This is a genomic window from Agarivorans sp., assembly GCF_050295395.1.
Classification (GTDB): Bacteria; Pseudomonadota; Gammaproteobacteria; order Enterobacterales; family Celerinatantimonadaceae; genus Agarivorans.
This window is the reverse complement of record NZ_JBNKPP010000007.1, coordinates 1-13,132: the sequence shown is the minus strand read 5'-3', so window position 1 is coordinate 13,132 and position 13,132 is coordinate 1. Positions and strand designations below refer to the sequence as shown.

Genomic DNA, 13,132 nt, shown 5'->3' with positions numbered 1-13,132 from the left:
GTCATGATTTTGACGAAAATGCCAGTTTAAAAGATAACTTAACTAATTTTATGCAGCGCCATCAAAAGCGCCAACAAGAGAATTTGCAACAAACTCAACTTCACCAGCCTCAACGTCCGCGTAGCGTTCAAGCGCCAAGAACTTTAGCTCAACAGCAAACTTGGTCACAGCCTCAAGGTGCATTGTCGGGGGCTAATAAAATTGCAGGTTCAAACAAGTTAAATAGTTCCCAAGTCCCAGCCAATAACGAACTGGGTGAGTTAAAGAAAGAAATGGCCGCGATGCGTAAGTTATTAGAGCATCAGGTATCAGGTTTGATGTGGCAAGAAGTTGAACGCCAAGAACCAGTAAGAGCCATGCTAATTAGGCAATTACAGCTCTTAGGTTTTGATGAAGATATGGCCGACCAAGTGGCTGGATACATCCCAGAAGAACTTGGAGTTCAAGAAGGCTGGCAGCATATCCAAGAATTATTGTCGCACCAGCTTCCAGTTGGTCAAGATGAGATCTTATTGAAAGGTGGTGCTGTGGCTCTATTAGGGCCTACTGGGGTGGGTAAAACAACGACCATAGCGAAGTTAGCTGCGCAGTTTGCCATGCGCCACGGCGCAGAAAGTGTTGCCATGATTACCACCGATACTTATCGGATCGGCGCTCATGAACAATTGGCGACTTACGGCAAAATCATGGGTTGTGCAGTGCGTATAGCCAATGATGAAGAAGAGCTTTCGCAACTGTTGTATCAATTCAAAGATAAAAAGCTGGTGTTAATCGATACCGCAGGTATGAGTCAGCGAGATCTGCGCTTACATGAGCAGCTCGATAAATTGGTTAAAAATAGCCGAGTGAAGATCCGTCATTATTTGGTTATGTCGGCCAATGCGCAGCGTCGCGTTATCGAAGAAACTGTGAATCAATTTCAGCGAATTCCTCTTGCTGGTACCATACTTACCAAACTAGATGAGAGTCTAGCATTGGGAGAAGTGTTAAATGTGACCTTGCGTCATGCCTTGCCAATAAGTTACGTTACGCATGGGCAGCAAGTGCCAGAAGATATTGCTGTTGCTGAGCCACAGAAATTGATCGAGCAGGCATTATCGGTGGTAGATAAGCAGACACAGCAACATTTTTGGTTTAGTGAAACCGAACAACAAAAGGTTTCTGATGTATTCTAAAAACAACGGTTTTGACCAGGCTAGCGGCTTACGAATGATGCAACAAAAAAACAATGTAAAAGTGATTGCCGTAACCGGCGGTAAAGGGGGCGTAGGTAAAACTAACGTTACCCTAAATATGGGAATAGCAATGGCTGCCCAAGGTAAGCGAGTGATGGTTCTCGATGCCGACTTGGGTTTGGCAAATGTCGACGTGTTACTAGGTTTACGGGTAACCAAAAACTTATCTCATGTGCTTTCCGGAGAATGTACTCTTGATGAGGTGTTGGTAGAAGGGCCTAATGGTATTTTAATTGCACCAGCCACTTCCGGTACCCAGTCAATGGTGGAGTTAAGCCCCGCCGAGCACGTTGGGCTAATTCGGGCATTTAGTAGCATGAAAACCCCTATAGATATACTGTTGGTTGATACCGCTGCCGGTATCTCTGATATGGTGTTGAGCTTTGCCAAAGCTTCGCAAGATATCTTAGTGGTGGTTTGTGATGAACCTACATCGATTACTGACGCGTATGCTTTAATCAAGTTGTTATCTAATCAGCATGGTGTATATAAGTTTAAAATCGTCGCTAATATGGTTCGTAGTTTGCGCGAAGGGCAAGAGCTGTTCGCTAAATTGACTCGAGTTACTGACCGTTTTCTCGATGCTACACTTGAGTTAGTCTCGTGTATTCCCTATGACAATAATGTGCGCTTAGCGGTGAGAAAGCAGCGCGTAGTAGTGGAAGCTTATCCTAAGTCTCCTGCTTCTTTGGCGTTTCGCTCGTTAGCGAGCAAAGCTAGCACTTGGCCAATACCCGAGCAGGCTGGCGGCCATCTAGAATTTTTTATCGAGAATCTTCTCGAATTTGGACAACGTAAGAATAGAGAACAGCTTAGTGAATAAAGTTGCCGCTTATGCCAGCGCGAATGACACTAATCTTTTGGTGGAGCGCCACGCAAATTTGGTTAAACGTATCGCCCACCATCTGATGGCGCGGCTACCAGCGAGCGTGCTTGTAGATGACTTGATTCAATCGGGCATGATTGGTCTGATTGAAGCGGCACGTAATTTCGATGGTACTAAAGGCGCTAGCTTTGAAACCTATGCTGGGATCAGAATTCGCGGAGCGATGCTTGATGAAATTCGTCGAGGCGATTGGGTTCCGCGTTCGGTGCATAAAAACAGCCGTGCGATTAGTGATGCCATCGCGGCCGTAGAAAAACAAAAAAACGCTGATGCGAAAGACAGCGAAGTTGCAGAACAACTGGGGGTTAGCTTAAGCGAGTATCATGCGATGCTAGCCGATGTTAACTGTGGCCGCATTCTTGGCATTGACGATCTCGGTGTTAGCGAAGACGTTATTTCCAATGAAGAGAGTCGTGAGCAGAATCGCCCCTTTGAAGGCTTTGCTAATCAACGTTTTCAACAATCTTTAGCCGAGTGCATAAAAGGTTTACCAGAGCGAGAAGCCTTAGTGCTCTCGTTATATTATGACGAAGAGTTAAACTTAAAAGAAATAGGCGAAGTTTTGAGCGTTAGCGAATCCAGAGTGAGCCAAATTCATAGTCAGGCCTTGGCGCGGGTTAAAACGCGAATGCGAGATTGGACACAATAGAGCAATTCATCCTTACAATTCTGATAAAAGATGGACTAAAATTGTGTTTATTAAGGCATAATATATTTATTACATAAAGTTTTAGCCTATCTTTAGGCTTGCAAAAACATCCTGCTGGGGGAAGTACCTTGGATAAAAATATGAAAATTCTGGTTGTTGACGACTTTTCAACAATGAGAAGGATTATTAAAAACTTACTAAGAGATCTTGGTTTCAATAATACGCATGAAGCCGACGACGGTAATACAGCGTTACCCATGCTTAAAGGAGGTGACTTCGAGTTTGTTGTCACTGACTGGAATATGCCGGGTATGGAAGGCATCGATTTGCTGAAAAATATTCGAGCAGATGAGAGCTTGGCGCATTTACCTGTGTTGATGGTAACTGCAGAAGCTAAGCGCGAACAAATTATTGAAGCAGCCCAAGCTGGCGTGAATGGTTATATCGTTAAACCGTTTACAGCTGCCACTCTAAAAGAGAAGTTAGATAAGATTTTCGAAAGACTACAATAATAAAGGAAGCTGCGTGAGCACAGAGACTCCGATTATTTCATTAGCGGACGCCAAAAATTTGGTTGAGCTACTTGAAGAAGGACATGTCGCCGAGGCGAATCAACTTGTGAGTGAGCTTTGTGCTCCTAAAGCCAATTTGTTATTTGATAAGGTTGGGCAGCTCACCCGTCAACTTCATGATTCATTAAATGAGTTTAAACTCGATATTCGAATTAATGAGTTAGCCAATCAAGAGATCCCAGACGCAAAAGAGCGTTTGAACTACGTGATCGAAATGACCGACCAAGCGGCGAATAAAACCATGGATGCGGTAGAGTCAGGCTTACCCATTGCCGATGAATTAACTAATGAAATCAACAATATCATGCCAATATGGCAAAGTTTGATGGAAAGAAGAATTGAGATCGGCCAGTTTAAAGCGCTATGTCACCAAATCGACATTTTCCTCAACAGTTCTTCAGTTAATGCCGATAAACTAAGAGGTATGTTAACCGAAATACTGATGGCCCAAGACTTCCAAGACCTCACCGGGCAGATGATTCGTAAAGTGATCACTTTGGTTCAAGAGGTTGAGGAAAGCTTAGTTGAAATGCTCACTTTATTTGGTAATGAAAAAGCAGAAGCGCTCGGTGCTAAAAAACCGAATAAATCTGCGATAGAAGCCGAAGGGCCTATTATCAATAAAGAGCAAAGAGACGATGTGGTTAACGGTCAGGATGACGTTGATGATTTATTGTCTAGTTTAGGATTTTAAGGGAGTAGCGCATGTCGTTTGATGTAGATGAAGACATCTTACAAGACTTTCTCGTTGAAGCGGCGGAGATCCTTGAGCAGTTATCTGAGCAGCTGGTTGATTTAGAAAAACGTCCAGATGATAGTGACTTGCTGAATGCCATTTTCCGTGGTTTCCATACGGTCAAAGGTGGTGCAGGTTTCTTGTCGTTAACTGAGTTAGTGGATGTTTGTCATGGCGCAGAGAATGTATTTGATGTTTTACGTAACGGGGGAAGACGTGTTTCTTCCGAACTAATGGACGTGATTCTCGAAGCGCTAGATACGGTTAATGAGATGTTTGCCCAGGTTCAAGCCCGGGAAGAACTAACTCCTGCCTCGCCGGAAATTATTGAGCGCCTACACCAATTGGCTAAGCCGGCATCTGCCGATGCTGTTGTGGCTGAGCCAGAACCTGAGCCTGAACCTGAACCAGAACTAGTTAATGAAGCTTCAAGTTCATCGAATATTGATGAAATTACTGATGACGAATTTGAGCGTTTACTAGATGAGTTGCATGGAACCGCTGCGCCTAGCCCCGCCTCAAGTTCTGTTGTAAAGCCTAGCGAAACAGCCGCTGCCAGTAACACCGACAGTGGTGATATTTCAGACGAAGAGTTTGAGAAATTGTTGGACGAACTTCATGGTGCTAAAGCACCAGGAGCTGCGCCTCAGCCCCCTGCTAAAGCCGATAAGCCGCCAGCGGCTAAAAACAGTGATGAAATTGACGACGACGAATTCGAACGTTTACTCGATCAACTGCATGGTGCTGGTAAAGCTCCAGAGGCTAAACCTGAAGTGATTAAGCCCGCGGTAGCCGCTAGTTCAAACGCTAAACCAGCGGCATCAGCACCGGTAGCATCATCCAAACCTGAACCCGCCAAAGCCGAACCGGCCAAGGTCCCAGCTAAGCAAGCAGCCCCTCATGGTGAAACAACGGTGCGCGTGGATACACGCACACTAGATGAAATCATGAATATGGTGGGTGAGCTGGTATTGGTTCGTAACCGTTTAGTCAGCCTCGGTTTAAACAGTAACGATGAAGAGATGTCTAAAGCTACTTCAAATTTGGATGTTGTGACCGCCGATTTGCAAGGGGCTGTAATGAAAACGCGAATGCAGCCAATCAAGAAGGTGTTTGGTCGCTTCCCTCGCGTAGTACGTGATTTAGCGCGTAGCTTGAAGAAAGACATTAACCTTGAGTTAGTAGGTGAAGATACAGATTTAGATAAAAACTTGGTTGAAGCCTTAGCCGATCCTTTGGTGCACTTGGTGCGTAACTCGGTTGACCATGGTATTGAGATGCCCGATGACCGTGTTGCAGCAGGTAAACCTAGAACCGGTGTAATCCGTTTATCGGCTTCTCAAGAAGGCGACCACATCTTGCTAATGATTGAAGACGATGGGGCAGGTATGAATGCCGACAAGTTAAAATCAATCGCTATTTCGCGCGGTGTATTAGATGCCGATGCGGCGGCGAGGATGTCGGATAAAGATGCCTATAGTTTGATTTTTGCGCCTGGTTTTTCTACTAAAACAGAAATTTCTGATATTTCTGGCCGCGGTGTGGGTATGGATGTGGTTAAAACTAGCATTACCCAGTTAAATGGTACGGTGGATATCGACTCAGCTATGGGTAAAGGAACCACTTTGCAAATTAAAGTGCCTTTAACCCTCGCTATTTTGCCGACCTTAATGGTGGATGTGGGTAAACAAACCTTTGCTTTACCACTAACCAGTGTCAACGAAATATTTAATTTAGATTTAACTAAAACCAATGTGGTTGATGGTCAAGAAACGGTCATTGTTCGCGACAAAGCTATTCCTTTGTTCTATTTGCAAGATTGGTTGAATCGTAACGGTCGAGTTGGTGAGCGAGTATCACAAGGGCACGTTGTAGTTGTGCAAATTGGTCCTCAGCAAGTGGGTTTTGTTGTAGATAACTTAATTGGCCAAGAAGAAGTGGTGATTAAGGCTCTCGATCAGTTGTTACAAGGCACCCCCGGTATGGCGGGAGCTACAATTACCAGTGATGGTCGAATTGCACTAATACTCGATATTCCCAGCTTACTGAAACGCTACGCTCGAAAAATGTAAGCGTTATCTTAAGAAGAATTTAGCATGGCAATAAAAGTATTAGTTGTTGATGACTCGAGTTTTTTTCGGCGAAGAGTCAGCGAAATTATTAACGCTGACCCTTCACTCGAGGTTGTTGATACTGCAAAAAATGGGCAAGAAGCCGTTGAAATGGTCGCACGCTTAAAACCCGATGTGATCACAATGGACATAGAAATGCCGGTGATGGATGGTATAACAGCCGTTAAGCAAATTATGGCCAAATATCCTACACCGGTGTTGATGTTTTCTTCACTCACCCATGAAGGTGCGAAGGCAACTCTTGATGCATTAGAAGCCGGTGCTCTTGATTTTATTCCTAAAAAGTTTGAAGACATTGCGCGTGATAGACAAGAGGCTGTCAGCCTGTTACAACAGCGCGTTAAAGCGATAGCTCGTCGGCGGGTAATGGTACGGCGAGCGCCGATTAGCCCACAGACTAGCACCCGAAGTCCCCGATCATCTACGCTAAGTACTGCGCGCAGCAGCACGCCGTTAAAATCAACCATTGGTAATGTTGCCCAAGAAGCGGATAAATTGACTCCGCGGGCTAAGTTTAAACCTTCTGGTAAGCGTTATAAGCTGGTGGCCATTGGTACCTCTACTGGCGGTCCGGTGGCTCTGCAAACCATTTTAACCCAAATACCCGCGGGCTTTTCGAAGCCCATTTTGTTAATTCAGCATATGCCAGCTACTTTCACGGCGGCTTTTGCTCAGCGTTTGAACAATTTATCGCGGATCAACGTTAAGCAAGCCGAAGATGGTGATGAATTGCGTCCCGGTTGGGCGTATTTGGCCCCCGGCGGCAAGCAAATGTTGGTTGAAGGGCGAGGTCAATATGGCCGATTGAGAGTGATCGATGGCAATGACAAGGTTAACTATAAACCTTGTGTGGACATTACTTTTGCTTCACTGGCTAAAAGCCATCAATCAAATGTACTAGCGATGATCCTGACTGGCATGGGAGCGGATGGCCGAGACGGATGTCGTTTACTCAAAGAACAAGGGTCGACTATTTGGGCACAAGATGAAGCTTCTTGTGTTGTTTACGGTATGCCGCAGGCGGTAGCTAGCGCAGGTCTTGCATCACAGCAGATGCCTTTAGATAGCTTTTCTGAAGCGATCATTGCGGAAATAGGGAATGGATAAACTTAGCATCGCTGGGGTTATACTTGCTTTCTCTGCTGTTGGCTTTGGCCATACCTTGGCAGGCGGTAGCCTTAGTGATCTAGTCAATTTACATGCCTTTATTATTGTTATTGGTGGCACCATCGGCGCCGTTATGTTGCAAACGCCAGCCGAGCAGTTCGTGCTGGCGATTAAGTCCATTCCAAAGGCTTGGCAAAAGTCTAATTTCGATTTTTCTCGGCAATCTAAGCTCATTTTAAGCTGGTCGCATACGGTTAGAAAAGATGGATATTTAGTGTTGCAAAAGCATCGCCAAGCTGCCGATCCATTTAGTTTACTAGGTTTAGAGATGCTCATTGATGGCGCAGAGCCTCAGCACCTAAAGCAGTCTTTAGAAGATGTATTGGACTTAGAGCAAAATCGCTTGGAAAAACAGGCTGGTGTATTTGAAACCATGGGCGGTTATTGTCCTACCGTTGGTATTTTAGGTGCGGTATTAGGTTTAATTCAAGCCATGGCATTTCTTACCAGCCCGGAGCAATTAGGCCAAGGTATCGCGGTGGCCTTTGTGGCGACTATTTATGGGGTGGGCTTTGCTAACTTTGTCTTCTTGCCTTTAGCTAATAAGTTACGGGCTTTAGCTGGAGAGCGCGCCATTTACCAAGAAATGACCTTGACCGGTTTAGTTTGTATTGCAGAAGGTGCAGGAAGTTTAGAGGTGCAGCGCCGCTTGGCTAGCTTTACTTGGGAAAGGGGCTGATATGCGCCACCGTTATGCTACCCAAGCTAAACGTAATGCCAGTACCGAGCGTTGGTTAGTCTCTTATGCCGATTATATGACCTTGATGTTTGCCCTGTTTGTTGTGTTGTATGCGATGGCAATGGCAAACGAGCAAGAATATCCAGAATTACAACAACGCTGGCAGCAGGCCATTAGTTTATTTGACGCAAAGTTAAGTGGTGATGCTGTTATAGATGGTGATGACGCTAGCCTTATCAGTTCAGAGCAAGCTTTTGGCCAATCAGTTTTGCAACAAGGAGCAAACCCTGATTCTCAAGCTGAAGCCTTGATTGTTGAAGAACAAGCCATCCTCCCGGCTGACCAATTTGGCCAATTGGCAGAACATTTGGCCAAGGAGTTTAAAGACTTTTTGAAAACTGACGATATAGTCGTAAGTTACGATCAACATTGGCTAACCATTGAGCTAGATAGCCGTTTGTTTTTTGCTAAGGGTAGTGCGTATTTATTAAAGCCTGCAGAGCAAGTAATTAACACCTTGGCCGAGCAGTTAAGACCGTTAAAAAACTATATTCGAGTACGTGGTTATACTGACGAAGACAGTATCGACAGTGCACTTTATCCAAGTAACTGGGAGCTTTCCGCGGCTAGAGCCACTCGTGTATTAAGAGAATTACAGGCAAGAGGGGTAAATCCTGCGCAATTGGCTTTAGAAGCTTATGCTGAATATGCTAATGAGGATACCGATAATGCCAAGCGCAGGGTTGTGATAGCACTGTCGCAAAACTTATGGCAAGAAAAACCTAGGGAACAAGTGGCTGAACCAAAGTTTTCAGCACCTAAACCACGTCGAAAACCCGACAGTGAGACAATGTTAGCAGTACCCTTAGAAGGCGGCGGAGTGCGTTTTACAACAAGGCAGGAACCATAGTGAAAGTTTGGACAGTGGCAAATCAAAAAGGTGGCGTGGGTAAAACTACCACCGTTATTTCTTTAGCCGGACTGTTAGCGCAACAAGGAAAGCGCGTGTTGTTGCTAGACACCGACCCTCACGCTTCGTTAACCAGCTATTTAGGTTTTGATGTTGATAGCGTGCAAGGTACATTGTATGAGTTATATCAAAACAGCCAATTAGATGATGCCATGGTTAATCATAGCATTCAGTCTACCGCCTTTGATGATTTAGACTTAATCCCAGCCAGTATGGCTCTAGCCACTCTCGATAAGGTATTAGGCCAACGAGAAGGTATGGGGTTAATTCTTAAGCGTATTCTAGCGAGAGTGGAAAAGCGTTACGATTACGTTTTGATCGATTGCCCACCGGTGCTGGGGGTGATGATGGTGAATGCCTTAGCTGCCAGTGACCGGGTGTTAGTTCCTGTGCAGACCGAGTTTTTGGCGATAAAAGGCTTGGAAAGAATGGTCAAAACCTTGGCTATCATGCAACGATCTTGTCCAGAACGATTACGTTATACCGTTGTGCCAACGATGTACGATAAGCGTACTCGTGCGTCTTTAGCGGCATTAAAAGAGCTGCAAGAAACGTATCCGAATAATATTTGGAATTCAGTGATTCCCATTGATACTAAATTTCGCGACGCCAGCTTGCGCCATACTCCACCGTCTTATCATATGAAAAATTGTCGAGGTGTGTTTGCCTATCAAACATTATTGGCTCACCTCATGCAAATGAGAGATGACCAGGGACTGTTATGAATAGCGACAAATTGATGGAACAAGCGCTGGGAGAATATTTTGACTCATTGTTGACTGAGTCTGCTGAGCCAGTCGCACCGAGTAAGCCGCCTGAGGTAGAAGTCGCTCACCCAGTAGTGCCACAGACTAAACCGCTAGCCACCTTATTTGCCGAAGCCGAGCAGCGTATTGCTGCGGTAGCAGAGGCTGAGGCCAAAAGCGTATTGTTACCGATTAAAGAGCTACCTGAGCAAGCTCCTGAACCAGAGCCTGCTCCCGAGCCTGAATCTACTGAAGTGCAAGCTCCGTTGGCTGAGCCGGAATTAGAGACACAGCTCGAGGAACAAGCACTTGAGCAAGGTGGTGCGAGCGAATGGAAAAATATTGAGACTGACAATGAGTTTCAAGTGCTATTCTTTGAAGTAGCGGGCGTCACCTTTGGCGTACCCCTTACCAATTTAGGCGGTATTCATCGCATTACTGAGGTGAGCCCTCTATTTGGTAAGCCAGCTTGGTTCTCTGGCATCATGATAGAGCGCGAGCAAAAGTTGTCGGTAGTTGACACGGCTAAATGGGTAATGCCAGGTCAGCCCTTCGAGCCTAGTTATAAATACCTAGTGATGTTAGGTGAAACACCTTGGGGCTTGAGTTGTGAAAAACTATTAGGTACTGAGCGTTTAAATAAAGACGATGTTAAATGGCGGAGTCAACCAGGTAAAAGGCCTTGGTTGGCAGGCATGGTAAAACAAAAAATGTGCGCGTTGTTGCATGTTGAAGAACTGCAGGCCATGTTGGGTAATGGCGTAGATATTGAAGGGCGCTAAAATAGTGGGAGGTGGATAGCCTTCTTGTCTTGAAAGGCTAGGAAAATCCGCCATTTAGTTTTATAAGATATGATATATACTGAAGAGTATAAGTTGCGAGATCCGGTTGGACTCAAGAACACTAAAAGGACATGCAGATGAGCGAGCAGCGTAACATCGCAGAAAACATTGCCGAAGACGAAGTGCTTCAATGGGTGACTTTTCAGCTAGAAAATGAAACTTATGGTATTAACGTAATGCAGGTACAGGAAGTGTTGCGTTATACCGAAATTGCTCCGGTACCCGGCGCTCCCGATTATGTACTGGGCATTATTAATTTACGTGGTAACGTTGTTACTGTTATCGATACCCGTTCACGTTTTGGTCTGCCCTCTGCAGAAATCACCGAAAACTCTCGAATTGTTATCATTGAAGCCGAATCCCAAGTGATTGGTATTTTGGTTGATAGCGTCGCAGAAGTGGTGTACCTACGATCTTCGGAAATTGACACCGCCCCGAATGTGGGTACTGAAGAAAGTGCTAAATTCATTCAAGGTGTGAGCAACCGTGATGGACAATTGTTGATCCTAGTTGACTTAAACAAACTACTTTCCGACGATGAGTGGGATGAGTTAAGTTCGTTATAAATGGACTGGATTAGTATTATTGCCCTAGGGCTCGCCTTAGTTTGCTTGGTTGGGGCTGCTTGGTTTAGCCATCAGGCTAAAAAGCAGTCTGAGCAGGGGCAGAAAAAGATACAAAGCTTGGAAGTATTAACTAAAAACTTGCTTCAGTCTCATCGTTTAGTTGAACGGCAGCTCGAAGAACTTCATGAAGCTAATGTGTCTTTTGTGCAAGAGCTGGAAAGACAAAGTGAGCAAGTAGAACAGGTGTTTTTACGTACCTCGCAAATTCAGTCTCAAGATCAAGACAGTAAGCTGTATACCCGCGCAGTTAAGTTGGTTGAGTTGGGCGCTGATCTTGATGAAGTGATGCGTGAATGTGAACTCCCCAAGGCTGAAGCTGAATTGCTACTAAGCTTGCGTAATAAAATGAAAGGTCAGGTTAGTTAAGTCAGCAATTATTGACTCGCTTGTGAATTTGCCAAGCGAGTTTTGTTTTTTTAATGCTTAAGTTTGATAGCTTTATCCGCTTCTCAAACTCGGTTTTTAATCCTCTATGGCAGCTAGATTTAAGCTTTAGCTGTGATACCATCCCTGCCAAGGTTTTTTCAAAGATTTATTAATGCTCAAAGTTAGTGGTCTGTGTTGCGTAAGAGAAGAGCGGGTGCTTTTCGATAACTTGTCTTTTTCGCTATCAAGTGGAGAAATACTCCAGCTCGCCGGACCCAACGGAGTGGGTAAAACTAGCCTATTAAGGTTGGTCGCCGGTTTATCTAGGCCGGAACACGGCAGTATTACTTGGCAGGACCATAACATTAGCCAAGTGGCAGAAAACTATCAGCGTCAATGTCTTTATTTAGGCCACCATTCCGGGGTCAAGGCCGAGCTTAGCGCCATCGAGAATCTACATTTTTATCTAGGTTTAGCCGGTGAAAAGGTCACGATGCCAGAGTTACATGCTCTATTAGCTAAAGTAGGTTTAGCGGGGCTTGAGGATGAGCCGGTAGCGCATTTATCCGCGGGGCAACAGCGCCGAGTGGCATTGGCGCGTCTGTGGTTGGTTAAACGTAAACTGTGGATCCTCGACGAGCCTTTTACCGCCATAGACAAACAGGGCGTTGCTTATCTGGAAAATGTCATGCTAGCTCATGCCCAAGCTGGAGGAATGGTATTACTCACTACTCACCAAGAGTTGTCTTTGGCGCCGAGTCAGTATCGACGCTTAAGTATTACCCCTGCTTATGAGGTACAAGCATAATGCAGCCATTTATTGCGGTGATTAAGCGGGAGTTACTGGCTGCATTTCGGCAAAAGTCAGACGTATTAAACCCCTTGTGGTTTATTGTTATTGTGATCACTTTGTTTCCCATCGCCGTAGGGCCAGAGCCTTTGTTGTTAGCCAAAATAGCCCCAGGTATATTATGGGTGGCGGCGTTACTTTCCTCATTGCTCTCTTTAGAGCGCTTATTCCGTGACGATTTCGCCGACGGGTCTTTAGAGCAGATGATGCTAAGCGGTTGCTCTTTGAGTTTAATCGCCCTAGCTAAAATTATTGCCCACTGGTTAATTACCGGGCTTCCCATCTTATTATTATCGCCGCTATTGGCAGTATTACTGTCTTTGGAATGGCACAGTTATCAGGCGACTTTTTATACCTTGTTACTGGGCACGCCGGTATTGAGTTTAATTGGTTCTGTTGGTGTGGCGCTAACGGTGGGCTTGCGCAAGGGGGGAGTATTACTGAGTTTGTTGATTTTACCCTTGTATATCCCAGTATTAATTTTTGCGACATCAACCATTGAAGCGGCCTCTTTAAGCTTGCCCTATAGCGGCCATTTAGCGATCATGGGGGCGATTAGTTTAGTGAGCTTAACTTTGGCGCCTTTTGCTACGGCAGCGGCACTAAGAGTCAGCGTTAATTAATTTTTAATACAACTGAGAGAGTTGGAAGCCAAATGTGGAAATGGTTGCACCCT

Annotated in this window: 15 protein-coding genes; all 15 read left to right on the top strand. The window is 45.1% G+C overall.

The genetic code is table 11. The annotated features are described in order from the left end of the window. A partial coding sequence (gene flhF / locus ACQY6Q_RS00360; RefSeq protein WP_427976531.1) for a flagellar biosynthesis protein FlhF occupies positions 1-1,175 on the top strand: 1,175 nt, incomplete at its 5' end. Then, on the top strand, positions 1,165-2,058 hold the full coding sequence (locus ACQY6Q_RS00355) for a MinD/ParA family ATP-binding protein (protein WP_427976528.1): 894 nt from the start codon (positions 1,165-1,167) through the stop codon (positions 2,056-2,058). The genes flhF and ACQY6Q_RS00355, both read left to right, overlap by 11 nt. After that, the gene (locus ACQY6Q_RS00350) at positions 2,051-2,770 is read left to right on the top strand and encodes an RNA polymerase sigma factor FliA (protein WP_427976525.1); all 720 of its coding nucleotides are present in this window, start codon (positions 2,051-2,053) and stop codon (positions 2,768-2,770) included. The genes ACQY6Q_RS00355 and ACQY6Q_RS00350 overlap by 8 nt, the downstream gene beginning before the upstream one ends. Before the next feature lie 128 nt (positions 2,771-2,898). Continuing rightward, the gene (cheY, locus tag ACQY6Q_RS00345) at positions 2,899-3,282 is read left to right on the top strand and encodes a chemotaxis response regulator CheY (RefSeq protein ID WP_055734955.1); all 384 of its coding nucleotides are present in this window, start codon (positions 2,899-2,901) and stop codon (positions 3,280-3,282) included. Positions 3,283-3,295: 13 nt separating this feature from the next. Beyond that, positions 3,296-4,036: a protein phosphatase CheZ gene (locus ACQY6Q_RS00340; RefSeq protein WP_427976522.1), complete on the top strand. Its 741-nt coding sequence runs from the start codon at positions 3,296-3,298 to the stop codon at positions 4,034-4,036. A gap of 11 nt (positions 4,037-4,047) precedes the next feature. Then, positions 4,048-6,150, top strand: coding sequence for a chemotaxis protein CheA (locus ACQY6Q_RS00335; RefSeq protein ID WP_427976520.1), 2,103 nt, complete (start codon positions 4,048-4,050; stop codon positions 6,148-6,150). A 24-nt stretch (positions 6,151-6,174) separates the two neighbouring features. After that, positions 6,175-7,317, top strand: a complete 1,143-nt coding sequence (locus ACQY6Q_RS00330; protein WP_427976517.1) for a protein-glutamate methylesterase/protein-glutamine glutaminase — start codon at positions 6,175-6,177, stop codon at positions 7,315-7,317. Then, positions 7,310-8,056 (top strand): flagellar motor protein, encoded by a 747-nt coding sequence (locus tag ACQY6Q_RS00325; RefSeq protein WP_427976514.1) that lies wholly within the window; start codon positions 7,310-7,312, stop codon positions 8,054-8,056. Before ACQY6Q_RS00330 ends, ACQY6Q_RS00325 begins: the two co-directional genes overlap by 8 nt. 1 nt (position 8,057) lies before the next feature. Continuing rightward, the gene (locus ACQY6Q_RS00320; RefSeq protein ID WP_427976512.1) at positions 8,058-8,966 is read left to right on the top strand and encodes a flagellar motor protein MotB; all 909 of its coding nucleotides are present in this window, start codon (positions 8,058-8,060) and stop codon (positions 8,964-8,966) included. Then, entirely contained in the window at positions 8,966-9,751 is a 786-nt protein-coding gene (locus tag ACQY6Q_RS00315; RefSeq protein ID WP_427976509.1) for a ParA family protein, read from the top strand. The genes ACQY6Q_RS00320 and ACQY6Q_RS00315 overlap by 1 nt, the downstream gene beginning before the upstream one ends. Continuing rightward, entirely contained in the window at positions 9,748-10,554 is an 807-nt protein-coding gene (locus ACQY6Q_RS00310; protein WP_427976507.1) for a chemotaxis protein CheW, read from the top strand. Before ACQY6Q_RS00315 ends, ACQY6Q_RS00310 begins: the two co-directional genes overlap by 4 nt. 137 nt (positions 10,555-10,691) lie before the next feature. Continuing rightward, positions 10,692-11,180 (top strand): chemotaxis protein CheW, encoded by a 489-nt coding sequence (locus ACQY6Q_RS00305; RefSeq protein ID WP_055732186.1) that lies wholly within the window; start codon positions 10,692-10,694, stop codon positions 11,178-11,180. Continuing rightward, positions 11,181-11,606 carry a DUF2802 domain-containing protein gene (locus ACQY6Q_RS00300; RefSeq protein WP_427976505.1) on the top strand — a complete coding sequence of 142 codons (426 nt, stop codon included), beginning with the start codon at positions 11,181-11,183 and terminating at the stop codon, positions 11,604-11,606. Between the two features lie 172 nt (positions 11,607-11,778). After that, the gene (ccmA, locus tag ACQY6Q_RS00295; RefSeq protein ID WP_427976502.1) at positions 11,779-12,414 is read left to right on the top strand and encodes a cytochrome c biogenesis heme-transporting ATPase CcmA; all 636 of its coding nucleotides are present in this window, start codon (positions 11,779-11,781) and stop codon (positions 12,412-12,414) included. Then, positions 12,414-13,079: a heme exporter protein CcmB gene (gene ccmB / locus ACQY6Q_RS00290; RefSeq protein WP_157051647.1), complete on the top strand. Its 666-nt coding sequence runs from the start codon at positions 12,414-12,416 to the stop codon at positions 13,077-13,079. Before ccmA ends, ccmB begins: the two co-directional genes overlap by 1 nt. Positions 13,080-13,132: the final 53 nt, after the last annotated feature.